Annotated in this window: 20 protein-coding genes and 2 tRNA genes; 5 read left to right on the top strand and 17 right to left on the bottom strand. The window is 69.2% G+C overall.

What is annotated here, in order from left to right:
* Positions 1 to 4 precede the first annotated feature (4 nt).
* From ACWEFB_RS05250 to ACWEFB_RS05240, 3 genes are all read right to left on the bottom strand, one after another.
* Complete coding sequence (locus ACWEFB_RS05250) at positions 5 to 802, bottom strand: SAM-dependent methyltransferase (protein WP_452282417.1); 798 nt, start codon at positions 800 to 802, stop codon at positions 5 to 7.
* A 47-nt stretch (positions 803 to 849) separates the two neighbouring features.
* Positions 850 to 1,665, bottom strand: a complete 816-nt coding sequence (locus ACWEFB_RS05245) for an alpha/beta fold hydrolase (protein WP_452282415.1) — start codon at positions 1,663 to 1,665, stop codon at positions 850 to 852.
* A gap of 155 nt (positions 1,666 to 1,820) precedes the next feature.
* Positions 1,821 to 2,486, bottom strand: a complete 666-nt coding sequence (locus tag ACWEFB_RS05240) for a DUF4097 family beta strand repeat-containing protein (protein WP_452282413.1) — start codon at positions 2,484 to 2,486, stop codon at positions 1,821 to 1,823.
* A gap of 232 nt (positions 2,487 to 2,718) precedes the next feature.
* Between ACWEFB_RS05240 and ACWEFB_RS05235 the strand changes: the two genes are divergently transcribed.
* The gene (locus ACWEFB_RS05235) at positions 2,719 to 3,474 is read left to right on the top strand and encodes a helix-turn-helix domain-containing protein (RefSeq protein WP_452282411.1); all 756 of its coding nucleotides are present in this window, start codon (positions 2,719 to 2,721) and stop codon (positions 3,472 to 3,474) included.
* Between the two features lie 94 nt (positions 3,475 to 3,568).
* Here ACWEFB_RS05235 and ACWEFB_RS05230 read toward each other — a convergent pair whose 3' ends face one another.
* The gene (locus ACWEFB_RS05230; protein WP_452282409.1) at positions 3,569 to 3,943 is read right to left on the bottom strand and encodes a YciI family protein; all 375 of its coding nucleotides are present in this window, start codon (positions 3,941 to 3,943) and stop codon (positions 3,569 to 3,571) included.
* Positions 3,944 to 4,150: 207 nt separating this feature from the next.
* Between ACWEFB_RS05230 and ACWEFB_RS05225 the strand changes: the two genes are divergently transcribed.
* The 3 genes from ACWEFB_RS05225 to ACWEFB_RS05215 all read left to right on the top strand — a co-directional run bounded on the left by ACWEFB_RS05225 (position 4,151) and on the right by ACWEFB_RS05215 (position 9,049).
* Positions 4,151 to 5,773, top strand: a complete 1,623-nt coding sequence (locus ACWEFB_RS05225; protein WP_452282407.1) for a hypothetical protein — start codon at positions 4,151 to 4,153, stop codon at positions 5,771 to 5,773.
* 115 nt (positions 5,774 to 5,888) lie between these two features.
* A complete protein-coding gene (locus ACWEFB_RS05220; protein ID WP_452282405.1) occupies positions 5,889 to 7,517 on the top strand; it encodes a hypothetical protein in 1,629 nt (542 codons plus the stop codon).
* A 95-nt stretch (positions 7,518 to 7,612) separates the two neighbouring features.
* Positions 7,613 to 9,049, top strand: coding sequence for an MFS transporter (locus ACWEFB_RS05215; protein ID WP_452282403.1), 1,437 nt, complete (start codon positions 7,613 to 7,615; stop codon positions 9,047 to 9,049).
* A 38-nt stretch (positions 9,050 to 9,087) separates the two neighbouring features.
* Here the strand turns inward: ACWEFB_RS05215 and ACWEFB_RS05210 are convergent, their stop codons facing one another.
* The 10 genes from ACWEFB_RS05210 to ACWEFB_RS05165 form a co-directional block, all read right to left on the bottom strand.
* Positions 9,088 to 9,678: a SigE family RNA polymerase sigma factor gene (locus ACWEFB_RS05210; protein WP_452282401.1), complete on the bottom strand. Its 591-nt coding sequence runs from the start codon at positions 9,676 to 9,678 to the stop codon at positions 9,088 to 9,090.
* Entirely contained in the window at positions 9,678 to 10,283 is a 606-nt protein-coding gene (locus ACWEFB_RS05205; RefSeq protein WP_452282399.1) for a permease-like cell division protein FtsX, read from the bottom strand. Before ACWEFB_RS05205 ends, ACWEFB_RS05210 begins: the two co-directional genes overlap by 1 nt.
* 310 nt (positions 10,284 to 10,593) lie before the next feature.
* The gene (locus tag ACWEFB_RS05200) at positions 10,594 to 10,851 is read right to left on the bottom strand and encodes a Txe/YoeB family addiction module toxin (protein WP_452282397.1); all 258 of its coding nucleotides are present in this window, start codon (positions 10,849 to 10,851) and stop codon (positions 10,594 to 10,596) included.
* Positions 10,848 to 11,123, bottom strand: coding sequence for a type II toxin-antitoxin system Phd/YefM family antitoxin (locus tag ACWEFB_RS05195; protein WP_199757668.1), 276 nt, complete (start codon positions 11,121 to 11,123; stop codon positions 10,848 to 10,850). Before ACWEFB_RS05195 ends, ACWEFB_RS05200 begins: the two co-directional genes overlap by 4 nt.
* Before the next feature lie 183 nt (positions 11,124 to 11,306).
* Positions 11,307 to 11,837 (bottom strand): DUF6036 family nucleotidyltransferase, encoded by a 531-nt coding sequence (locus tag ACWEFB_RS05190; RefSeq protein ID WP_452282395.1) that lies wholly within the window; start codon positions 11,835 to 11,837, stop codon positions 11,307 to 11,309.
* The gene (locus ACWEFB_RS05185) at positions 11,834 to 12,232 is read right to left on the bottom strand and encodes a hypothetical protein (RefSeq protein ID WP_452282393.1); all 399 of its coding nucleotides are present in this window, start codon (positions 12,230 to 12,232) and stop codon (positions 11,834 to 11,836) included. The genes ACWEFB_RS05190 and ACWEFB_RS05185 overlap by 4 nt, the downstream gene beginning before the upstream one ends.
* Positions 12,233 to 12,372: 140 nt before the next feature.
* Positions 12,373 to 12,446 (bottom strand) — tRNA-Ile (locus ACWEFB_RS05180).
* A gap of 136 nt (positions 12,447 to 12,582) precedes the next feature.
* Positions 12,583 to 13,824, bottom strand: a complete 1,242-nt coding sequence (locus ACWEFB_RS05175; protein ID WP_452282391.1) for an NAD(P)/FAD-dependent oxidoreductase — start codon at positions 13,822 to 13,824, stop codon at positions 12,583 to 12,585.
* The gene (locus ACWEFB_RS05170) at positions 13,814 to 15,973 is read right to left on the bottom strand and encodes an MMPL family transporter (RefSeq protein WP_452282784.1); all 2,160 of its coding nucleotides are present in this window, start codon (positions 15,971 to 15,973) and stop codon (positions 13,814 to 13,816) included. Before ACWEFB_RS05170 ends, ACWEFB_RS05175 begins: the two co-directional genes overlap by 11 nt.
* Positions 15,974 to 16,047: 74 nt before the next feature.
* Positions 16,048 to 16,120, bottom strand: a tRNA-Asn gene (locus ACWEFB_RS05165).
* Positions 16,121 to 16,377: 257 nt separating this feature from the next.
* On the opposite strand from ACWEFB_RS05165, the gene ACWEFB_RS05160 reads away from it, so the two are divergent.
* Positions 16,378 to 16,713 carry a hypothetical protein gene (locus ACWEFB_RS05160; protein ID WP_452282389.1) on the top strand — a complete coding sequence of 112 codons (336 nt, stop codon included), beginning with the start codon at positions 16,378 to 16,380 and terminating at the stop codon, positions 16,711 to 16,713.
* Between the two features lie 111 nt (positions 16,714 to 16,824).
* Here ACWEFB_RS05160 and ACWEFB_RS05155 read toward each other — a convergent pair whose 3' ends face one another.
* The 3 genes from ACWEFB_RS05155 to ACWEFB_RS05145 form a co-directional block, all read right to left on the bottom strand.
* The gene (locus tag ACWEFB_RS05155; RefSeq protein ID WP_363591701.1) at positions 16,825 to 17,832 is read right to left on the bottom strand and encodes a sugar phosphate isomerase/epimerase family protein; all 1,008 of its coding nucleotides are present in this window, start codon (positions 17,830 to 17,832) and stop codon (positions 16,825 to 16,827) included.
* A gap of 287 nt (positions 17,833 to 18,119) precedes the next feature.
* Positions 18,120 to 20,240 carry a ThuA domain-containing protein gene (locus ACWEFB_RS05150; RefSeq protein ID WP_452282387.1) on the bottom strand — a complete coding sequence of 707 codons (2,121 nt, stop codon included), beginning with the start codon at positions 20,238 to 20,240 and terminating at the stop codon, positions 18,120 to 18,122.
* Positions 20,241 to 20,325: 85 nt separating this feature from the next.
* Complete coding sequence (locus tag ACWEFB_RS05145; RefSeq protein ID WP_452282385.1) at positions 20,326 to 23,184, bottom strand: PQQ-dependent sugar dehydrogenase; 2,859 nt, start codon at positions 23,182 to 23,184, stop codon at positions 20,326 to 20,328.
* Positions 23,185 to 23,265: the final 81 nt, after the last annotated feature.

Here is a 23,265-nt window from a genome sequence, read left to right as displayed (position 1 = left end):
GTTGTTATGCCTTGCGCCCGACCGCGGCATGCAGCCCGGACCGCTCCGGGCGCTCGAACGACGGCCCCGCCGGAACCAGGCCGGGCCTCCACTGGCTGACGAACACCACGCCCGGCGGCACCAACTCGAAGTCACCGAGGTACGCGGCGACCTGCTCGCGGGTCCGTGCGGTGGACCGGATCGCGGCCGTCTTCGCGTACGCCGCCCGTAGCTTCTCCACCTCCTCGGGGGTGAACGACTCCGTCGCCCCGTGGGAGATCGCCAGGTAACTGCCCGACGGCAGCCATTCCCGCGCCGCCGCGAGCGCCCGATCGGCAGCCTCGTCGTCGAGCACGAAGTGCAGCACCGCGGCGAGCAGCAGGCCGACCGGCTCGTTCGGGTCGATCAGACCGGTCCCCTCCACCCGGCGCAGCAGCTCCGCCGTCTGCGTCAGGTCGCCCTCCAGAGCCATCGCCCGCTCGTCACCGCGCAACGCGTCCGTCAACTGCGCCACGGCCTCGGGGTCGATGTCCACGTACACCACCCGGGTGTCCGCGACGATCGACGCGGCGATCGCGTGGACACTGCCCTCGCCCGCGATCGCCGCGGACCCGACGTCCACGAACTGCCGTACGCCCTGCGCGATCAGGTGACGAACCACCCGCTCCAACCAGGCGCGGTTCGCCCGCGCAAGGTCGCGGGTTCGCTCGTTCGCCGCCACGATCCTGCCCGCTGCCCCGCCGGGCTGCTCCCCGGATGCGAGATCGGCGTAGATCTCCGACACACTCGCCGTTTGATCGGTCACCACATGCCCTTCCGTCACGAGTCGAATACTCCACTGTGACGCCTCTCGCCAGTCGGCGCGAGTGGTCACCGCGTTCCTTGGTCGAGGGCGGCGACCTCGCGTACGGCCTCGGCGATGGCCGGGGAGTCCTTCTTGAGGATCGCACCGTGGTTGCTGTCCACCTTCGCGCCGATCCGGATGTTCGGGTTGCGTACGGTCACCGCGTCGAGGCTGGTACGTATCCGTTCCTGCTCGCCACCGCGGCTCCCGAAGGAGGTCCCGGAGGCGACCACGTACCGGACCGGGACGCTGATGCTGTCCAGCACCGGGCCGAGTTCGCGTTCGCGGGACAGCTTGCCGAGCTCGATGTTGCTGTTCGCCTGCTGTTCGGCGGTCATCCTCGGCGCCAGGCCGGTCGGGCGCAGCAGCGGGAGGAACCAGCTCATCCGCAGGAACAGCTTCCGGATCCGCTGCTCCATGGCGTCGTCGAGCCAGTCGTGCGGGAACGCACCGTCGACCAGGACCGCGCCCAGGGCACGCTCCGGGTTCCGGCTGGCCCAGTGCGCCCCGACGACGGCCCCGTAGGACCAGCCGACCACCAGCGCCCGGTCCACTTTCCTGGCCGCGAGAACGGCGTCGACGTCCCGGACGGCCGCCTCGAAGGAGTAGTCCGCCGAACGCCTGGATTTGCCGCGGGCCCGCTCGTCGTAGGTGATGTGCCGCCACCCCGATCCGAGTTCGGCGACGACCCGCCGCCAGTACCCCCGGGTGGCGAACTGGCCGTTGAGGTAGACGACCGGGATACCGGGACCGCCGGTGTCGGTGACGGCCAGGGCCGTGTCCTCCACCGGGAGCATGCCGGTCCACGTCGAACCGGTCGAGGAGGTGCTGTTCTTCGTCATCTTCTCCGCCTTGTCGGGTTGGCTGTCTCGTACGACTTTTTCGGGCCTTGCGGGTGGGCCTGCGGGAGCCTCGGGCGGTCTGCCGCGTTGTCGGCGGCGACCGGCCGGACCTCGCTCGCGGTGGGCCCGGCCGGATGGTCCTGGTGACCGCTGGTTCAGAGGCTGCGGGCGGTGATGTCGCCGTGGGAGGTGGTGGCGTGGATGTCGAGTTCGGTGGCGCCGTTGTTCTTGAGCGCGCTGCTGACCCGGCCGTGGCCGGTGCCGGCATCCAGGGCCGCTGAGACGCCGGCGGCCGCGCCGACCGAGATGTTGCCGGACTGGGTACGGAGCACAACCGACCCGCGTACGGCCTCGGCGATCCGGATGTCGCCCCTGTCGGTGCTGATCTCCGCGGGCCCGTTGAGCCGGCCGACCTCGACGTCACCGTCGATCGCGGTGAGGCGGAGGCTCCCGGCCTCGTCAATCTTGATCTGGCGGTACGCGCCCTCGAAGGTCACGTCGCCGAGGCGCCCGACGCCGCGCAGCTCGGCGCTGGCGGCCTTGGCCTCGATCCGGGAGTCGGTGGGCAACTGGACGGTGACCTCCAGGGACCCGGAGGGGCCGAGGAGCCGGTTGTCGGGGGTCGAGGTGGTGATCCGCAGGACGCCGTCGGTGTAGGTGACGGTGGTCTGTTCGGCGGCCTTGATGTCGCGGCTCTTGGCGGGGTCGGCGGGCCGTACCTCGACGGTGGTGTCGGCGCGGTCCGCGGCGATGAACTGGACGCGTCCGGCGGGGATGTTCAGGACGGTGGCGATCGGGGCGGGGGTGTCGAACTTCTGCATCGTGCTCTCCCGTGCTCGTTCGTTGTTTCTGACACCGGAAACGCTACGTTGCTTTCCAAAACCCGGCAACGTGTCTGTTGCACTGGAGTCGTGTTTCTGCAGGTAGACAAGGAGAAAGTGTTGCAACGACCGTGAAATCAATGCAACGAGCGCCACGCCGATCATTGCAATGGGCAAGAAGTGAACGCTATGGTTCGGAGGCCATCGGAGAAGGACCAACAAGGAGATCGCGATGCCGGGAGGCAGACTCACCCAGCAGGAACGCCAGCAGATCGCGCTGGGGCTGGCCGACAGCCTCCCGTACGCCGAGATCGCCCGACGCCTCGATCGTCCGACCTCGACGATCACGCGCGAGGTGATGCGCAACGGCGGCCCCAACGCCTACCGCGCCGACCTGGCCCACCGCGCCACCGAACGCCGCGCCCACCGACGCAGGCCCGCCTCCTCCCCGGGGGCGGAGTCGGTCCCGCAGCCACACGGACGTGACGCCGACGCCGTGGCCGACTACGAGGAGAGACTTACCACCGTCCTGATGGCCTCGGGCCTGACCAAGATGTCAGCCCGGGTGCTGACCTGCCTGTTCACCACGGACGCGGGCAGCCTCACCGCGTCCCAACTCGCCCAGCGCATCCAGGTCAGCCCGGCGTCCATCTCGAAGGCGATCACTTTCCTGGAGAGCCAGAGCCTCGTCCGCCGAGAGCGTGACGAACGCCGCCGCGACCGCTACGTGGTCGACGACGAGCTCTTCTACCAGGCGACGATCGCCGGCGCCCGATCCAACGACCAGCTCGTCGAGACCGCGCGCCAGGGCGTCACCATCCTCGGCCCCCACACCCCCGCCGCCGCCCGCCTGGAGAACATCGCCCGTTTCCTCGACTTCATCAGCGAGAGCATCACCCGCGCCGCGGAACAGGCCCGCGAAGTCCTCCACACCAAACCCGAAACACCCTCGAACAACACCACCCAACCGGGTACGGACCACGAGTAGATCCTCACCGCCACTGGGCGCGTGACCGCTCCATGGCCCGGGGACCGGGCCTCGCCTCAGCCCGATCCCCGGGATTACCGCAATCGTCGGGATGTCACCCCCGACCGGCGGCCTCGCGGAGCATCGCGTCCGTTTCGGGGTCGGGCATGAGCTCCCGGACCTCCTGCGCGCAACGGCAACTGGCGGCGATCTTGGCAGCCCACGCCAGCGCCTCCGCACGTGAGGCCACGTCGAGCACCACGAACCCGCCAATGACCTCCTTGGTCTCCGGGTAGGGGCCGTCGGTGACCATTCCGTCCGTGGCCACGATGCTCGCCTGCTGGCGTTCGAGTCCGGCGCCGAACACGAACACGCCGGCGCTCACGGCCTGCTGGATCACCGCGTGCGAGGTCTTGCCCACGTCGGGCATCTCCTCGGCGGGGATGTGGTCCATCGCGCCGTCATTGAACGAGATCAGATACTTCGTCATCCCATGACTCCTTGTCCCGACGGCCTCTCCGACCGCCTTCGCCTGTTGCACGAATGACCCGTCCCGGATCCGACGCTGTGCCGGAGGGAATTTTCACGGGATCTCGACCGCCTGCGGTTACCGCGATCTCGCCCCGCCTGTTCCGCTCTGTCCGAGCTTGCTCACCCGGGCCATCCAAAAGCGCACGCAGGTGATATCAATCCATCCATGTCCCGATCTCTCGCTCGCGGATTCCTCCGCGGGACGTTGACGCTCGCCCTGGCCGCCTCCACCACGGTCCTCGGCAGCGCGGCGGCACACGCCGCCACCCCACGACTGACGCTGTCCGCGCTCTCCTTCGCGCAGTCCACCATCGACGCGACCCAGGGTTCCGTGTCCAACCGGCTCACGTTCACCGTCACCAACACCGAACCCGACGCGCAGAACCTCGCGGGCACGCTGACGCTGCGGATGCGCAGTTCGGTGACGGGCGAGTTGCTGGGTCACGACCGTGTGGCGCGCTTCGACTACAACTACCACTGGGGCGAGATGGAACTGGTCTCGGGCACGCCCCGGGAGGCGACGTTCGCCTACGAGATGCCGGTGCGGCCATACTCCGACGCGGCCACGGCGACCTGGGAGGTCACCAAGGTCACCCTCCAGGGCGACGATATTTCGGCGACGGTCGGCGCCGCCAGGCTGAGCACCTTCCCGGGCTACCGCTTCACCGTGAACACGCTCACCGACTCGTCCGCGCCGACGTTCGACTTTCTCGCGCTCCACAACGGGCGTGCCCCGCACTTCTATGTCGGGGACGAGCCGTCCTACTTCGCGCTCGACCTGACGATCAACGACTACCAGTCCGGATTCTGGAAGGGCTCGATCAAGCTGGTGGGCCCCGGCGGTCAGAGCATCAGCACCCAGATCACCTGGGGGCGCGACGAGTACAGCACCGGTTTCCGGTGTGGCCTGGCGGGCAGCGGCGACGCCGACGGCAACTACGTGCCGTGCGCGATGGAGATGAACTTCCCGCCGGGCACGGCTCCGGGGAGCTGGCGGGTCGCCCAGATCATCCTGATCAACAACACGGGCGGTCGCGCCACCTACAAGAACCCGGCCGGGCCGTCGATGGTCGTGACGTCCAACTCGACCCTGCGGGCCACCGACTTCGTCGTGTCACCGAACCCGGTCGACAACTGGCGCGCCGACGTGACCGCCGAACTCTCGATGGCGGTCACCGGCGCCACCCGCGGCATATCCCAGCTCGACGTCACCTTCCGTGGCGGGTGCTCGCCGGAGGGGCAGCCGTACACCAAGGCCGACGGCCGGCTCGCCGTCCGGGTACGGGTGCCCAGCCGTGCACGCGGCTGCGATGTGACCGCGCTCGCCGTCCGGGACGGCTCCGGCAATCTCGCGCTCTACGGTTCCGACGTATCGGCACCGGACCCGCAGATCTCGATCGACCAGGTGCCGAGCGTCGACCCTCCGACGGCACTCAGTGCGGCACTCGACCCCGCATCGATCCCGTTGAGCCAGCTCTCCAACCGGTCCATCAGGCTCACGGTGCAGGCCGAGGTGAAGGTCGCACCCGTCACCAGCATGCCCGTCTACGTGTACGACGCCGACGGCGTCATCGTCTTCCAGACGACCGGATCCGGGGGCCAGGCGCCCGACGGCTCACTCACGTACGACCTGTCGCTCGGCTACTGGGGTCTGGAACCTGGCGAGTACACGGTCGGCTTCAGGCTGCACGACGCCTCCGGCCTCCGCAGCTACTGGAACATGTTGGACGTCCCGACCAGCCAGACGCTGCCGGGCGGTCCGGTGGTCCTCACGATCGCCGAGGGCTGATCCAGAGGTGGGGCGGGTCGGTGGTTTCCACTCGGCTCGCCCCGCCTGTTCCGCTCTGTCCGAGCTTGCTCACCTGGGCCATCCAAAAGCGCACGCAGGTGATATCAATCCATCCATGTCCCGATCTCTCGCTCGCGGATTCCTCCGCGGGACGTTGACGCTCGCCTTGGCCGCCTCCACCACGGTCCTCGGCAGCGCGGCGGCACACGCCGCCACCCCACGACTGACGCTGTCCGCGCTCTCCTTCGCGCAGTCCACCATCGACGCGACCCAGGGTTCCGTGTCCAACCGGCTTACGTTCACCGTCACCAACACCGAACCCGACGCCGAGACGGTCCGGGGTGTGGTCACCCTCCGCACGCGCAGCACGGTGACCGGCGAGTTGGTTGGCCACGAGCGCATCGCGAACTACGTCTTCGACTCGATCTGGGAGGACGCCGCCTTCGTCTCCGGCACGCCTCAGGAGTCGACCTACGCCTACGACTTCCGGGTGCCGCGTTACTCCGACGCGGCGACCACGACCTGGGAGGTCACCAAGGTCACCATCGTGGCCGGCGAGCGGGAGGCGACCGTATCCGGCGCCAAGCTGCAGGCGCTCCCCGGCTCCCGGTTCGCGGCCCAGACCCTGGTCGACGCGTCCGGCCCCACGATCGAGGAGATCCGGTTGGCCAACCGCGAGCCTTTCCTCTACGTCAGCGACGAGCCGGTCGCCTACCCCTACGACCTCACTGTCCAGGACTACGGCGCCGGTTTCTGGAAGGGCACACTCAAGGTCGCCGGCCCGGGCGGCCAGAGCGTGACGACGCCGTTCACCTGGGAGCGGGAGCCCGACAACTCGGGGGCCATCACCTGCGGCGGTGCGTACGCCGGCGGCGGCGAGGAAGCCAACCGCGTGGCGTGCACCGTCCCGGTGACGCTCCCGTCCGGTGCCAACCCCGGCAACTGGCGGCTCACGCAGCTCGTGTTGTTCAACAACGCCGGCGCTCGTACGACCTACCAGAACCCCACGGTGCCGTCGATCACCGTGACGTCCAACTCGACGGTGCAGGCGAGCGACTTCGTCGTCTCCCCCAGCGAGGTCGACAACTGGCGCGCTGACGCGGTCGTCGAGCTCTCCATGGCAGTCACCGGCGCACATCGTGGTGTGGCGTCCCTCCGCTTCTGGTTCGAGGCCGGCTGCGGGCAGTTGGCCGAGGCGGTCACCAAGCCGGACGGTCGCGTCGCCGTCGCCGTACGGGTCAGCACCGGCACCGCGCAATGCTCACTGACCGGTGTCACGATCGTCGACGGGGCCGGCAATGCGGCGCTGTACGGTTCGATGTTCGGCGCCCCCGACCCGCAGTTCAGCATCACCCGCGTGGCGAGCACCGAACCCCCCACGGCCCTGGGCGCGACCCTCAGCCCGACGACGGCGCCGGCCAGTGAGCTGAGCAACATGCCGCCGGTCGAGCTCACGGTCTCCGCCGCGCTGAAGATCGCACCGGCCCGTATCGCCACCACCTATGTCTACGACGCTGACGGCAACGTCGTCTACCAGTCGTGGGGCAGTGGAGATCAGGCCGAGGACGGCACCCTCACCGACTACCTCTACCTGGGCTGGTACGGCCTCGGTGTCGGCGAGTACAGGATCGGCTTCACCCTGACCGACGTGGCCGAGCACACCACCAGCTACGGCGTGCTCGGCGACCCCGCCAGCGAGCCGGTGCCCGGCGGACCGCTGGTCTTCACCATCACCGAAGGCTGACCTGCAGTGTGCGCCCCCACCTGTCGATGAGACGGCGGGGGCGCACACGGGCGGGGATCTTTGCCCTACGAACCGCGCCGGTCTAACGTGCGCAGGTGCCGATTAGCGCTGAGCAGGGCCCTGTAGCTGGGGATACGGACACCTCGGGGCAAGTTGACGCGCCCGCGCTGGCCTCCGTCCGGGAGGTCCTGGCGCTGCGGGCGTTCCGCCGGCTGTTGATCGTCACCGGTCTGTGCAGTTCGGGGGACTGGCTGGCTCTGTCCGGGCTCGCCGCGCTGGCCAGCACCCTGGCCACCAGCGCCGCCGGGGTGAACTTCGCATTCAGCGGTGTGCTGTTCGCGAACCTGCTGCCCGGTCTGCTGTTCGCGCCGATCGCCGGGCTGGTCGCGGACAGGTTCGATCGGCGTACGGTCATGGCCGTCGCCGATCTGGCCCGTTGCGCGCTCCTCCTGTCGATCGCCGTGGTGAACACCTACTGGTGGATCCTGGTCGGCGGCTTCCTCGTCCAGGTGGCGACGACCATGTGGATCCCGTCGAAGGATGCCTCGCTGCCCCGCCTTTTGCGGCGTCCGGAGCAGCTCGCCCCGGCGGCCCAGCTCGGCCTGGTCATGACGTACGGCATCACGATTCTGGTCGGCGGTGGTCTGTTCACCCTGATCACCGGGGCCGGCACCGTCTTCGGCCTGCCCTCCGACGTGATCGGCATGAATGGGCTGACCCGGCTCGCCATCGTCGTCGCGGCCCTGTTCTACCTGGCCAGCGCCACCTCGATCACCACTCTCCTGCCCGAGTTGTCGGGATCCGTCCCGCCGACGGATCACGGCCGGCACAACGGCGATCCGCTCCGGATCGTGACCGGTACCGACCCCGCCCCCGCACCCGGTCCAGGTCTGGGCGCCATGCTGCGCGACAGCGTCGGCTACCTGCGCGGCACCCCGGTCGTCCGGGGCCTGCTGATCGGCATGATGGGCGCGCTCGCCGCCGCCGGCGCCGTGGTCGGTTCGGCCCAGCCGTACGCACTGAGCCTGCTCGGTGGCCAGGCCGCCTTCGGGCTGCTGCTGCTCGCCGCGTTTCTCGGACTGGTGGTCGGCATCCTCGGGGCGCCCGGGCTGGCCCGCCGCCTGTCGCACGAAAGGCTGTTCGGCCTCGCGATCGTCGCCGCCGGTGGCGCGCTCGTCCTGGTGGCGCTCTCCCCACACCTCGCGGTCGCGTTACCGGCCGTGGTGCTGACGGGTGCCTGCGCCGGGGCCGCGTTTCTGACCGGTGTCACCATCATCGGCATCCGGGTGGAGGACTCGATGCGTGGTCGGGTCAACGCGCTCTACCAGTCGATGCTGAAGGTGGTCCTGGGGTGTTCGGTGGTCCTGACGCCGCTGCTGGTGACGGTCATCGGCCAGCGACAGGTGAGCATCGGCAGCGCCGACTTCCTTGTCGACGGCACCCGGCCGGTGATCCTCGGCGGTGGCGTACTCGCCGCCGTGGCGGGTCTGATCGCCCAACGACAGTTGCGCCCCGACGGCGAGCAGGGCTGAACCGTGGCCACCACGGCGGGCGAGCCCGCCACGTGCTGTCAGATGCGTACGAAGTCCTCGCCGAGCAACGCCCGCAGCCTGGTCAGCGCACGGGCATTCTGTGTCTTGACCACCGACACGGAGACGTCGAGGATGCTGGCCACGGCTTCGACGCTCTGATCCTCCCAGTGCCGGAGCACCACGATGGCCTGGTCGCGAACGGGCAGGGTAGCCAGCGCCCGTAGCAGGGTGACATGCAGTTCGGCGGTGTCGTGATGCCACTGGTTCGGCGCCTCGGGTAGCTCGGCGAGTACCAGTTCGGAGTCGCTGCGCCGCTTCTTCTGGTCGAAGACGGCGTTCATCAGGACACGGCGGCTGTACGCCTCGAGATTCGTGGTGTGCCGGATCCTGCCCCAGGTCGCGTACATCTTCGCGAAGGTGATCTGGGTCAGGTCCTGTGCGAGGTGCCAGTCGCGGCACATCAGATAGGCCGTACGCCGCAGCCTCGGCGACGCACTCACGACGAACGCCGTGAACTCCGCCTGCCGGGCGGTCTGCTCGCGCCGCCGAGCCGCACCCCACCGGGTCACCAGACCCTGCCGAATTTCCCGGGGCGCCCCCTCGACCGGAGGGTTCCACGTTTCTGCCATCAGTTGGCCGTCGAGACGCTCGTGCCGACGGGGCACTCGCTGCCGACGATCTCGTCGACCCCGGGCTCGCGCCCGACACGGGCCACCAGACTCCCGTACCGCGACCGTTCGGTCAGCTTGATCCGGAACGACTCCGGAAGCTGGCTGGCTTTGACGGCGGCGACAAGCTCCGGCGCGTCCTCGAATATCTTCCGGTACCTGGCGAGCGCCTCGTCGCGGCTCTCGAAGGTCAGGGTCCGGACCGCCGGATCCGCGTCCAGTATCCGGTGCACCGCGGTGCGCTGTTGATCGGTGACGCCCGCGGTCAGGAAGATCGAAACATCGGTTGCCGTGTCCCGAACCGGTGATTCGCACGCCGGGTTCAGCAGCATCCCGAACCCCGCTTGCACCGGCGTCGGTGGTGCCGAACGTTCCGGCGATGCGGTCACGTTCACCACCGCCAACGCGGCGATGGTCGCCACACCCGCCATACCCGCTGCCATCACCCGCCGTCGGCGGCGACGCAGGCCGGTACCGGTGGCCATGGCCTGGCCCGCGAGGTCACCCGGCGGTTCGGGCTCGTCAGCCAAGGCGCGGTCGAACAGCAGTCGCAGATTCTGGTCCAAGATTCGCTCCCGTGGTCTGGTGGGCTCCAATCTGTGATGACTGGTTGGGACAGCGGATTGGTCACATCCGCTCCCGAAGCCGAACCACCGGGCGGGATCCGAGGAGAACTGCCGACCGGGCGCGTCGTGGACATCGAACATTCCGCGTAGCAGCAGGTCACAACAGCTTCTGGTCGGTGGGCCGGAGGCACCACCATGCGAACCAAATGACGACCATCGCCGGTGAGTCGCTGCCGCTACGAAGCCTCAGTTCTCGCGTCCCAAGGTTCGGTGGCCAGACGACCGATGCTCCTGGTTCCAGTCCAGTCCGCTACCGGTCAACGTAGTGGTAACGGCAGGCGACGATCTCGACGTCGTCCTTGGTGATCCGATACACCAGCCGGTGTTCGCGATCGATCCGCCGGGACCAGAAGCCGGACAGCTCCCCCCGAAGGGGCTCCGGCTTGCCGATGCCCTCGTATCCGTTGCGCATCACGTCCGCGATGAGGTCATTGATGCGCTTGACCAACTTACGGTCTGTGTGGCTGAGATACTGGCTCCACGCCGTCGCGGTGAAGACCAGCTTCATGCGACGTCCCGTACGGTGGCCGGGTCGATCAAATCCCTTTCCGCCGCGTCGCCCTTTTCGAGCTCCGCCATCGATCGGCGCAGAGCGGCAGCGTTGCTTGGGCTGCGCAGGAGGTACTCGGTCTCCTTCATCGACTCGTACTCCGCAAGCGGCACGATCACCACGGGATCGTGGCCCGACCGGGTCACCACCACCTCCTCCGCGTCGTTGATCACGCTGTCGAGTTCGGCGGCCAGGTTCTGCCGTAGCTGTGTAAAGTTCACGGTCCGCATGACCACCTCCAGGGCAAGTACAGAAAATTGTACCTCAAGCGGGTGGCCTGGCCGGGTTCGCATCGAAGATCAACAAGTGGGCCGGAGGCACCACCGTACGAACCACACCGCAACCATCACCGGTGATCTTTTGCCGTTGCGTTCGAGCAGGTCACGGGCACCGAGGGGTGGTCGATAAGAAGTTCACTGATCGCCAAACACGTCATCGAGTACCAGACGAGCCCGACCCGGGACCTCCTCTTCGGGGAAGATCTCGGCACACAGCGCCAGCACCTCATCGGGACCGGTCAGCCGGAGGTGCTCGACCAGGAACCGGATGTCCTCGGCATCACGGCGCCGCGCGGCGAGCACTTTCATTGCCAGCAAGTGCTCGGGAGACGCGGCCGACACCCGCAGCCCTGGATGATCGAAAACGCGAGGTGCAGTCGCATCACCGCCGGGCGCGACGTACGCGCTCGCTTGCTCGTTGAGCCACCAGCGCGGCAACCCGAGTTCGTCGGCGACCGCGTGGGCCTCGTCCAGCACAACGCCGTGTGGCTGGAACACTGCGTCAATGTCACGGGTCGCCCGGCGTGCGTCGTATGCCAGGGCCATCGCCGCGCCGCCAAAGATGTAGAGATCCGCGACCACGCCACGCCGGGCCAGCCGATCGCCCAACCGACGCAATGCATCCTCGATCGCTGCCCGGTCCAACAGCGGGTCGTCGGCACTCATGCAACGTTCAATTCTTGGGCCGCGAGATACACACCACGCCGCCGAAATGCCGCCGGCGCATGCACCAATGCATCGACCCGCGCTGCCCGAGTATTGAACGGAAACCACAGCCGCCGTAGCGATCTCGTCTCCACCCAGGCCGGCGCACCCCGCCCGTCCTTGGCCGCGAGATGTTCTGCCAGAGCCGCGAGGAACACATCCCAGTGCTCATCACCGGTCGCCGCTGGCTCCTCGTTCAGCAGGGCGCTCCGCGTCTCGACCGGTTCCCAGCGGTGCTCTTCGAGGAACTCAGCGATGAGTCGCCACCGCCGTGTCTCGTCCGAGTCGGTGATCAAAGCACCAAGACGCCGCAAGGTGAGCGGCTCGTACCCCGGCACAGCCTCGCGATCGTCCACGCCCATGACGGTAGTACACCCCGAGCCGGGATCACGGGTAGGCGATGCCGATCACGAGCAGCCTTGTCCATCACAGTCGTCCGACCCCGGTTCACACAACGGTCGGTATGTCCCGGAGAAGCACAGGTCAAGGGAGTACGTGGGGCGGGCGGGACTCGAACCCGCGACCGAGGGATTATGAGTCCCCTGCTCTAACCTGCTGAGCTACCACCCCTTGTGGTGCGGGAATGGTAACCCGCGTGCCTGCGCGTCCGCCGACCGCTGACGGGTACGAAGCAACTACCCGTCGCGACCCCCGAACAGGCCGGCACCGCGAGAATAACAGCGCCGACCGACACCGTACGGACGGCTCAGACCGCCGGTGTCAGGTGGCGTACGACCGCTGCGCCGGCCCGCCAGCCGCTGGCCAGGGCGCCCTGGATCGACGGGCTGTCCCGGTGGTCACCGGCCACGAACACACCCTCGCCCAAGTTGACCGGCCGCCGCAGCCGGCCCTGGTTCGGCGGGGCCGCCGGCAGGGCCGCCGGCAGGGTGATCGTGGTCAGGTGTTCCCAGTCGTCGGTCCGGCAGCCGTAGAGCCGGCCGAGTTCGGCCCGGACCAGGGGCTCGGGTGGCGGGTTCGGCCCGGCCACGGAACTGCTCACCAGGTGCCGGCCGGGTGGGGCGTACGTGGGTGCGGCGCGACTGATCACGACGGTGTTCGCCACAAGTTCGCGCCGGTCGCCGTCGAGCAGCAGGATCGGCTCGTCCAGTGGTGGCCGGTCGACGGCGTGGTAGTAGGTGGTGAGGGCGCGGGTGCGTACGGGGCCGAGGGCGGGCAGCAGGGCGGTTGCCGTACCCGGATCGACGGCGACCAGGACGGCCCGGCAGCGGATGTCGCCTGCGGGGGTGCGGACCAGGCCGGGTCCGACAGCGCTGACCGGGGTGCCGAGGCGCAGCAGGGTACGGGGCAGCGGTGCGGCGATCGCCGCCGGCAGGTCACTTATCCCGCCCGCCGGTACGCCGATTCTGCCCCGGACGAAGGTTCGGGCGATCAGTGCGCTGATGTGGCTGGAGGTTTCCAGGGCCGGATCGGCGAGTACGCCGGACAGGAACGGCCGGAGGAGTTCCTCGATGATCCGGTCGGAGAGCCCGGCCCGGTGCAGGGCCTGTTCGGTGGTGACCTCGGGGGCGTCGAGCAGCCGGTGCACGGGGGTGGCGGCGCAGGTGGTGGCGAGCGCGGCCAGCCGGAGCCGGTCGGTGAAGGTGCCGACGTCCGCCGACGCGGACAGCGGTGCGGCGATCGGGTCGCGCAGCGGGTTGGCGAGCCGGTGCAGGTGTCCGTTGCGGCGGACGAGGACCCCGGAGCTGAAGTACCCGAGTTTCAGGGTGTCGACGTCCAGCAGGGTACCGAGCCGGGGGTAGGCGGTGTTCAGCACCTGGAAGCCCCGGTCGAGCAGGTAGCCGTCGACGTGGTCGGTGGCGACCCGGCCGCCGAGCCGGTCGGCGGCCTCGACGAGCAGCCAGGGTACGCCGGCCCGGTGCAGTCGGCGGGCGGCGGCGAGTCCGGCGAGTCCTCCTCCGACGATCACCACGTCGGTTTCAGCGGGCATGGCGGGCATGGTAGTCAGGGTCCTCGGGCGGCTCGCCCGGGTCCACCCGTTGCAGTTTGCTGGGCCACCAGATCGCCGGTCCGATGTGGTAGGCCAGCGCCGGGACCAGCAGGGAGCGGACCACGATGGTGTCGATGAGGACGCCGAGGGCGACCGCCAGGCCGAGTTCCACCAGGATCACCAACGGGAGTACGGCGAGCGCCGAGAAGGTCGCCGCCAGTACGAACCCGGCCGACGTGATCACCCCGCCGGTGACGCAGAGTCCACGCAGTACGCCTTGGCGGGTGCCGTACTTGGCGGACTCCTCGCGTACGCGGCTCATCAGGAAGATGTTGTAGTCGACGCCGAGGGCGACCAGGAAGACGAAGGCGAACAGCGGGAACGAGGCGTCCACGCCGGGGAAGTCGAAGCCGTGGGTGAACAGGACCGCGCAGAGTCCCAGGGTGGCCGCGAAGGACAGCACCACGGTGACGATGAGCAGCAGCGGGGCGAGCAGGGAGCGGAGCAGGAGGGCCAGGATCACGGCGATCACCCCGAGGACGGTGGGGATGATGACGTTCTGGTCCCGGTCGGCGGCGTCGCTGGTGTCGATGTTGATCGCGGTGAACCCGCCGACCACCGCCCCCGCACCGGGCACGGCGTGCACGGCGACCCGCAACCGCCGTACGGTGTCCCGCGCCGCCAGGCTGTCGGCCTCCTCGGTCAGGGTCGCCTCGAGTTGGATCCGGCCGTCGACGACCCTGGGTGGCGCCGACGCACCGGCGGACGGGTCGGCCTGGCCACCGGCGCCGGGCGCGACGGTCAGGGGCTGTACCTGGGCCACGCCGGGGACGCCTCGGGCGACCTCGGCGACCCGGTCGGCGGTGTCGGCGGCGACGAAGATCGTCGCGGGGCTGCCGAGGCCGCCGGGGAAGTGCCGGTCGATGATGCGCTGCCCGTCGACGGAGTCGGTCTGTTCGGTGAACAGGTCGGCCTGGCCGAGGGTGGTGCCGCCGAGTTGGGTCAGGCCGGCGGCGAGGGCGACCAGCCCGGCGGCGGTGATCGGCCAGACCCATCGGGCGCGGCGGCCGACGAACCGGCCGATGGCCCGCCACAGGCCGCCGGAGCGGTCGGTGGTGCCGGCGTGCGGGACCCGGGGCCAGAACGCCCACCTGCCGCCTAGCAGCAGCATCGCCGGCAGGAAGGTGAGCATGACCACCAGGGTCACGCCGACGCCGACGGCGGTGACCGGGCCGAGTGCCCGGTTGGAGTTGAGGTCGGACAGGAGCAGGCAGAGCAGGCCGGCGATGACCGTGGTCCCGGAGGCGAAGATGGCCGGTCCGGCGCCGCGCCAGGCGGCGATCATGGCGTCGATCGTACGGGGGTGGTGGTGCAGTTCCTCCCGGTAGCGGGCGATGAGCAGCAGGGCGTAGTCGGTGCCGGCGCCGAAGACGAGCACGGTGAGGATGCCCTGCGCCTGCCCGTTGAGTTTGATCACGTCGTTGTCGGCGAGGACGTAGACGAGCAGGGTGGCGACGATGTACGACACCCCGGCGGCCAGCAGCGGGAAGATCCAGAGCACCGGGCTGCGGTAGACGATGAGCAGGATCACCAGCACCACGACGAGGGTGACCAGCAGGAGCGGCCCGTCGATCGAGGAGAAGACCGCGACCAGGTCGGCGAGGAGTCCGGCCGGTCCGGCGACCTCGACGAGCAGTCCGTCGGCGCCCGGCCCGGTGATCCCCCGCATGGCGTCGACGGCCCGGTGGATCCGGTCGCCGCCGTCGCCGCTGGAGTCGAGCGGGACGATGAGCTGGACCGCCTGGCCGTCCCCGCTGGGCACCGGTGGCGGCAGCGGGGTGATCACGCCGGGTACCTGGGCGAACCGGTCCGCGTCGGCGGCGATCCGCTGCCGGTCGGCGTCGGTGATCCCGCTGGTCCGTTCGTAGACGACCAGCGCGGGTGTGGTCTGCCGGTCGATGAAGCCGGTGGCCAACCTGTCGGCGTGGGTCGCCTCCGCGTCGGCCGGCAGGAAGGCGGCGTTGTCGTTGGTGGCGACGTCGTCGAGCCGTCCGCTGAACGGGGCGGCGAACCCGGTGATCGCCAGCCAGCCGAGCACCACCGCGACGGCGACCAGTGTGCCGACGGTCCGGTTGCGGATTCCCCTCATCTTCACCCCCGCCGCATCTCCCCGGATACGACGATGCCCGCCGGCAGGGCCGACGGGCGGGATTGTGGGGAAAGCTCCCCCGTTTGGACTCGAACCAAAAACCTGCCGGTTAACAGCCGGCTGCTCTGCCAATTGAGCTACGGGGGATCGTTTGTTGCCGGTTCTGATCTCCCCGGCGCCTCGCGACGGCATAAGAGTACAGGACTTCCCGGGGGTCCGCGCTACGGGGTTCTCGGCGAAACAGTGCACCCCGACATGCAGGCAAAATGTCGTGCCTGCCGCGGACAGGCATGACCTTCGAGGAGGATGGGTAGGTACTTGAGCACAGACGACGCAAGCGCGACGCAGTTGCCCATCCGGACCTCGGAGGGCGCAACGGCGCGTCAGGCACGAAAGGAGCCGCCATGCGCGGAAAGCTGTGGTTCATCGGCGGGCTGGCAGCGGGTTTCGTCCTAGGCGCCCGCGCCGGCCGGGAGAAGTACGAAGAGCTGGTCATCAAGGGCCGTAAGGTTCTCGACCACCCGACGGTGCAGGAAGCTGCGGGAGTTGCCCAGGCCCAGGCCAATCGGCTCTACGCCGAGGGCAAGGACCGCCTCAGCCACACCCGGCTGGGCGAGAAGCTGAGCCCGGGTACGACGACCAACGGCACCACCACCGAGTTGACGTCAACCGGTGTCGGGGCGACCCCGACCACCGGGATCAAGCCGTCCGGGACCGGAACGGGCAGCGCCTCGTTCTGACCCAATAGCGGGAGGGCCCGTACGACAGGGTCTCTTCCGAACCACCCCGGGTACGGCACGGGCCGGCCGCCGTCAGGCGACCGGCCCACCGCCGTGTCCGTGGCCGTACGGTCAGTCCTTGCTGGCGAAGGCGGCGTCGAAGGCCGCCTCGGGTGCGTCGAAGGCGAGCCGGCGGACGAACTGGAGCGCCTCCGGGGCGCCGACGAGCCGGTCCATGCCGGCGTCCTCCCACTCGATCGAGATCGGGCCGTCGTAGCCGATCGCGTTCAGCGCGCGGAAGCAGTCCTCCCAGGGCACGTCGCCGTGACCGGTGGAGACGAAGTCCCAGCCCCGGCGCATGTCGGCCCAGGGCAGGTGGGACGCGAGCCGGCCCCGCCGACCGTCGCCGGTGCGTACCTTGGCGTCCTTGCAGTCGACGTGGTAGATCCGGTCGGCGAAGTCGAAGATGAAGTTCACCGGGTCGAGTTCCTGCCAGACGAAGTGCGACGGGTCCCAGTTGAGCCCGAACGCCTCCCGGTGCCCGATCGCTTCCAGGGTCCGCTTGGTCGTGTAGTAGTCGTACGCGATCTCGCTGGGGTGGACCTCGTGCGCGAACCGTACGCCGACCTCGTCGAAGACGTCGAGGATCGGGTTGAACCGGTTGGCGAAGTCCTCGTACCCCTTCTCGATCATCGACGGCGGGACCGGCGGGAACATGGCCAGGGTGTGCCAGATCGACGAGCCGGTGAAGCCGACGACCGTCTTCACCCCGAGCTTCGCGGCTGCCCGTGCGGTGTCCTTGAGCTCCTCGGCGGCCCGCTGGCGTACGCCCTCGGGTTCGCCGTCGCCCCAGATCCTGGCCGGCAGGATGCCCTGGTGCCGCTCGTCGATCGGGTGGTCGCAGACCGCCTGGCTGAGCAGGTGGTTGGAGATCGTGAAGACCTGGAGGTTGTGCTTGGCCAGGGTCTCCTTCTTGCGCTCGATGTACGACTCGTCGGCGAGCGCCTTGTCGACCTCGAAGTGATCGCCCCAGCAGGCGATCTCCAGGCCGTCGTAGCCCCACTCGGAGGCGAGCCGGCAGACCTCCTCGAACGGAAGGTCGGCCCACTGGCCGGTGAAGAGCGTGATGGGTCGCGCCATTGTCCTTCTCCCCTGTTGGATACCTGGGATTCCCGACGGGCACCGCGGCGGCGGTGTCCGTGGACGGGCGCGAGGGGGGCCGGTCCGGCCGTACGGCATACCGGTGGAGGCGGGACCGGTGCGTGCGTACGCACCCTGGGCGAGCGGGTTGCGCCTCCCGCTGCTCACCGGTGGTCTCCAAAGGTCGCCAGGAGCCACTCTAGGCCCCGCCCCCGGATGCAAGGAAGGGCCCCTCGACAACGAGGAGCCCTTCCCGACTCATTCAGGCCGGAACGGTCCGGCGTCACTCAGGCCGGCAGGGTCCAGCGCTGGCTGGCGACGCCGAGGCAGTCCCAGAGGTGCACGTTCTGGCCGTCGGCGGAGCTGCTGTTCAACACGTCCAGGCACTTGCCCGACGCCGGGTTGCGCAGCGAGCTGTCGGCGGCGTTGCGGACCCAGTTCTGCGCCCCGGTGCCGTTGCAGGTCCAGAGCTGGATCTTGGTCCCGTTCGCGGTGCCGCTACCGGAGATGTCCAGGCACTTGCCCAGCGTCCGCAGCGTTTGCCCGGTCACGGTCCAGGTCTGGCGTGCCGTACCGGTGCAGGTGTTGATCTGGGCCTGGGTGCCGTCGGCGGTGCCGCCGCCGTCGATCTCCAGGCACTTGTTCGCCAGGCCGACGATCGGGCCGGTGCCCGTGCCGCCGCCACTGCTGCGGACCAGGGTGAAGTCGTCCACGTCGAACAGCCCGGTACCGCCCCCGGTGAAGGTCAGGTACAGGTTCTGCGTACCGGTGGGAACGTTCGACAGGGTGGTGGTGACGTCGGCGTACGTCTCCCAGCCGCCCGTGTTCGGCACCGCGACCGAGCCGAGGATCGGGCCGGTGGTCGAGCCGGTGCGGACCTGGATGGTGCCGCCCGCGCCGCCGGAGACGACCCGGGACCGGAACGAGGTGACCCCGGTCAGGCTCTGCCCGTTGTACGCGGCCCAGTCGCCGTTGTCGATGTAGCCGATGGTCGAGCCACCGTTGGCCCCGGCCTTGCCGACCACCTGCACGCCACCGGTCGAGGTGAACGCCTCCGCCTGGACCGTGGTGTTGCCGGTGGGCGGCGGCTCGGTGCCGCCCAGCTCCTTGATCCGTACGTTGCGGAACGACGCGTCGTCGCCCGTACCGTGGTTCTGCAGGCCGATGTAGCCGGCCAGCGAGCGGACCGGGTTGGTGTTGGTGAAGTCGTTGATCAGTACGCCGTTGAGGTAGATCCGCAGCCGCTCACCCTCGACCAGCAGCTCGTAGTTGTTCCACTCCCCCGCCGGGTTCAGCGCCGCGTCACGGGCGGCGATGTCGGCCGACTTGAAGGTGTAGACGGCACCGGTGGTCCGGTCGGCCGCGTCGGTGGCGTCGATCTGGATCTCGTACCCGTTGTCCACGGCCGACCACGGGTCGGTCGAGGCCGGGAAGCCGATGAAGACACCGGAGTTGTCGTCACCGGCGAGCCGCCAGTCCAGCTTCAACGAGTACGACGAGAACTGCTTGGCGCTGTACCAGTACAGCCCCATCCCGCCGACCGAGGTGAGGGTGGCGTCGGTGTTGGTGAAGTTGCCCGGACCGGCCTGCGACCAGCCGGTGGTGGAGCCGTTGTAGAGGGCGGTGTAGCCGGTCTCGGGCCGGCAGTCGGCCTTGGAGGTGCCGGCCGCGTACCGGATGCCGCCGAGCAGGTGCGCCCGGAACGCCGACTCCGCGTACGTCGACTGGGTGTGGCCGAGGCCGGTGTAGAACGACCGGCCACCCTCGTACGTCTTGCACCAGGAGATCGGGTGGTCGGCTCCCATGCCGCCGCCGGAGTACGACGACTCGTCGAGGTTGGCCAGCACCCGCGCGGTGGACCGGGGGTTGGTGCGGTAGTTGTACCACTCGTCGGTACGGGTCCAGGTCTGCGGCAGGGTGGCGGTCGCCGCCGTGGCCCGGTTCTCGACCCTGATGTTGGCCTGCTGGATGGCCGGGTGCGAGGCGAAGTAGCCGCCGACCAGGTTGCCGTAGAACGACCAGTCGTACTCGGTGTCGGCGGCGGCGTGCACCCCGACGTAGCCCTTGCCGCTGCGGATGTAGGACTCGAACGCGGTCTGCTGGGCGGCGTTGAGGGCGTCACCGGTGGTGTTGAGGAAGATCACCGCCTCGTACTGGGCAAGGTTGGCGGTGGTGAACGCGTTGGCGTCCTCGGTGGCGGCGACGGTGAAGTTGTTCGCCGCGCCAAGTTCGCGGATGGCCTGGGTGCCGACCGCGATCGAGTCGTGCCGGAAGCCGGCGGTCTTGGAGAAGACCAGCACGTCGTACGGGGCGTCGGCGGCACTGGCCGGGGTGGCGGGCGTGGTACAGGCCAGGACGGCGAGCGCCGCCATGGCCGTACCGAGGACGGGTCGCAGGAGTCTGCGCATCGGTGCTCTCCCTAGGGCGAGTCGGGAAGGGCCCTTCCGTCGGACAACGATCGGAAGGGCCCTTTCCTCCATCAGGGCGGTGGGGTTACGGGAGGGTCCACTTCTGGCTGGCGGCGGTGGTGATGCAGTCCCAGAGGTGGGCGTTCTGACCGTCTGCCGAACTGCCGTTCAAGATGTCCAGGCACTTGGCCGTGGTCGGGTTGCGCAGGGTGCCGTCGGCCTGGGGGACCCAGTTCTGCGCGCCGGTGGCGTTGCAGGTCCAGAGCTGGATCTTGGTGCCGTTGGCGGTGCCGGCGCCGGAGATGTCCAGGCACTTGCCCAGCGCCCGCAGGGTCTGGCCCTGCACGGTCCAGGTCTGGCGCGGCGTACCGGCGCAGGTGTTGATCTGGACCTGGGTGCCGTCGGCGGTGGCGCCGCCGTCGACCTCCAGGCACTTGCCGGCCAGGCCCTTGATCGGGCCGGTGCCGCCGCCACCACCGCCGGTGCCGGTGGTGAAGGTGAAGGCGTCCAGGTCGTAGAGCGCCCCGGTGCCGCTGCCGGCGAAGGTCAGGTAGAGCGTGGTGGTGCCGGACGGCGGGTTGCTGATGGTGCCGGTGACGTTGACGAAGGTCTCCCACCCGCCGGTGACCGGTACGGTCGCCGAGCCGAGCACGGTGCCGGTAGCGGAACCGGCCCGCACCTGGAGAGTGCCGCCTGCGCCGGCCGAGGAGACGCGGGCGCTGAACGAGGTGGCGTTGGCGAGCCGGTACGGCTCGAACGCGATCCAGTCGCCGTTGTTGATGTCACCGACGGTCCGGCCACCCTCGGCCGGGGTCTTGGTGAACGTGTTGACGCCGGACGAGGTCTTGAAGTGCTCGGCCTGCCGGTGCTTGGGCTGGAGGATGTGCTGGGTGTGGGTGGTCAGCCCGCCGTTGTCGGTGTACTCGGCGTCGAAGATCGGGAAGATGTTCGCCGCGTCGTCGTGCTCACCGTCGGTCGGGATGGTGATGGTCCCGGTGCACCCGTTGGCCGAGGTGATCTGGTGGCCGTGGGTGTCGTGGCCCAGCACGTACGTCATCTTGACCCGGGAGCAGGCGACCGTGCCGTCCTCCGGGTCGGTGACCGTGATCTGGAACGGAACCGCGTCACCGAAGGCGACCAGTTGCCCGTTGGCCGGGGCGGTGATGGTCACCGTCGGGGCGGTGTTGCCAACGCTGATGATCACGCTGGCACTGCCGGTGGCACCGGCGCTGTCCCGTACGGTCAGGGTCGCGTTGTAGGTGCCGTTGGCGGTGTACGTCTTGGTCGGGTTCGCCGCCGTCGACGTGGTCCCGTCACCGAACGCCCAGGAGTACGTCAGCGCGCTGCCCTCGGGGTCGGACGAGCCGGCCGAGGAGAACGTCACCGCGAGCGGCGCCGCGCCGGAGGTCCGGTTGGCCGAGGCGACCGCGGTCGGGGCCCGGTTGCCGCCGGCGATGTAGTCGAACCGGTACAGGGCCGAGTTCGCGTCGCCGTTGAAGTAGCCGGTGCCGTAGTCGAGGACGTAGAGCGCGCCGTCGGGGCCGAACGCCATGTCCATGATCTGCTTGCCGACCCAGGGGAAGGTGTCGATCGTGCCGACCGAGCCGTCGGTGTTGACGTGGATCGGCTTGATCCAGCCCCGGCCCAGCTCACCGGCGAAGAACTGCCCCTCGAAGGACTGCGGGAACTTGGTGGTGGAGGGGTTCGACGCGTTGTAGCGGTAGACCGGGCCGCCCATCGGGGACTCGGAGCCGCCGCCGAACTCCGGCGGGGTGCCGGCGTCACCGGCGTACCGGATCCAGGCCGGGCGGGCCGCCGGGAGGGTGGTCTGACCGGTGTTGCGGAACGAGTTGTTGGTCGGGCCGCCGGTGCAGTTGTACTTGGCGTTGCCGGGCCCGTCCGGGAAGGTCCACTCGTTGTACGTCTCGCTGGTGGTGTTCGTACCGGTGCAGTACGGCCAGCCGTAGTTGCCGGGCGAGGTGACCCGGTTGAACTCGACCTGTCCGCTCGGTCCCCGGTTGGCGTTGGTCGAGCCGGCGTCCGGGCCGTAGTCACCGACGTAGACGTAACCGGTGGTCTTGTCCACGCTCATCCGGAACGGGTTGCGGAAGCCCATCGCGTAGATCTCCGGGCGGGTGTTCGCCGTACCGGGGGCGAACAGGTTGCCGGACGGGATGGAGTACGTCCCGTTGGCGTTCACCTTAATCCGCAGGATCTTGCCACGCAGGTCGTTGGTGTTGCCGGCGGAGCGCTGGGCGTCGTACACCGGGTTGCGGTTGGTCCGCTCGTCGATCGGCGAGTAGCCGGCCGAGTCGAACGGGTTGGAGTCGTCACCGGTGGACAGGTAGAGGTTGCCGGCCGCGTCGAAGTCGATGTCGCCACCGACGTGGCAGCACATGCCCCGGTCGGCGGCGACGTCGAGGACGTTGACCTGGCTGGCCATGTTCAGCGTCCAGTTGGCGTTGACGGTGAACCGGGACAACCGGTTCACGCCCTGCCAGGCGGTCCAGCTCGTGCCGGTCGCGGGGGCGTCACCGGCCGGGGTGGACAGCGGCGGGGCGTAGTAGAGGTAGATGAACCGGTTGGTGGCGAAGCCCGGGTCGACCCCGACGCCCTGCAACCCCTCCTCGTCGTGGGTGTAGACGGGCAGGGTGCCGACGACGGCGGTGGTCCCGTTCGCGTCGGTACGCCGCAGCGTGCCGTTGCGGGCGGTGTGCAGGACCGAGCGGTCGGGCAGGACCGCGATGGTCATCGGCTCGCCGACCTCGGCCTCGCCACGGGCCAGGGTGACCTGCTGGAAGTCGGCCGCGTTGATCGCGTGGGCCTGGGCGGGGGCCGCGGTGGTGGTGACCACCGTGGTGAGGGTCGCGGCGACGAGTAGCAGGGCTGATCCCGCTGTCTGCCAGCGCCCGGGTCGGATTCTTGGTGCGTCCAATGTGGACATAAGGATGTTTCCCCTCCTGAGCAGTTGACTGCCAGGCAGGGCGCGCGCCGTCGCGCCGGAGCCGTAGCCGGTTGAACCCGA

It is taken from the genome of Micromonospora sp. NPDC004704 (assembly GCF_053601675.1).
Note: the sequence above shows the minus strand (reverse complement) of the source record. Positions and strands in the feature narration are given on the sequence as shown.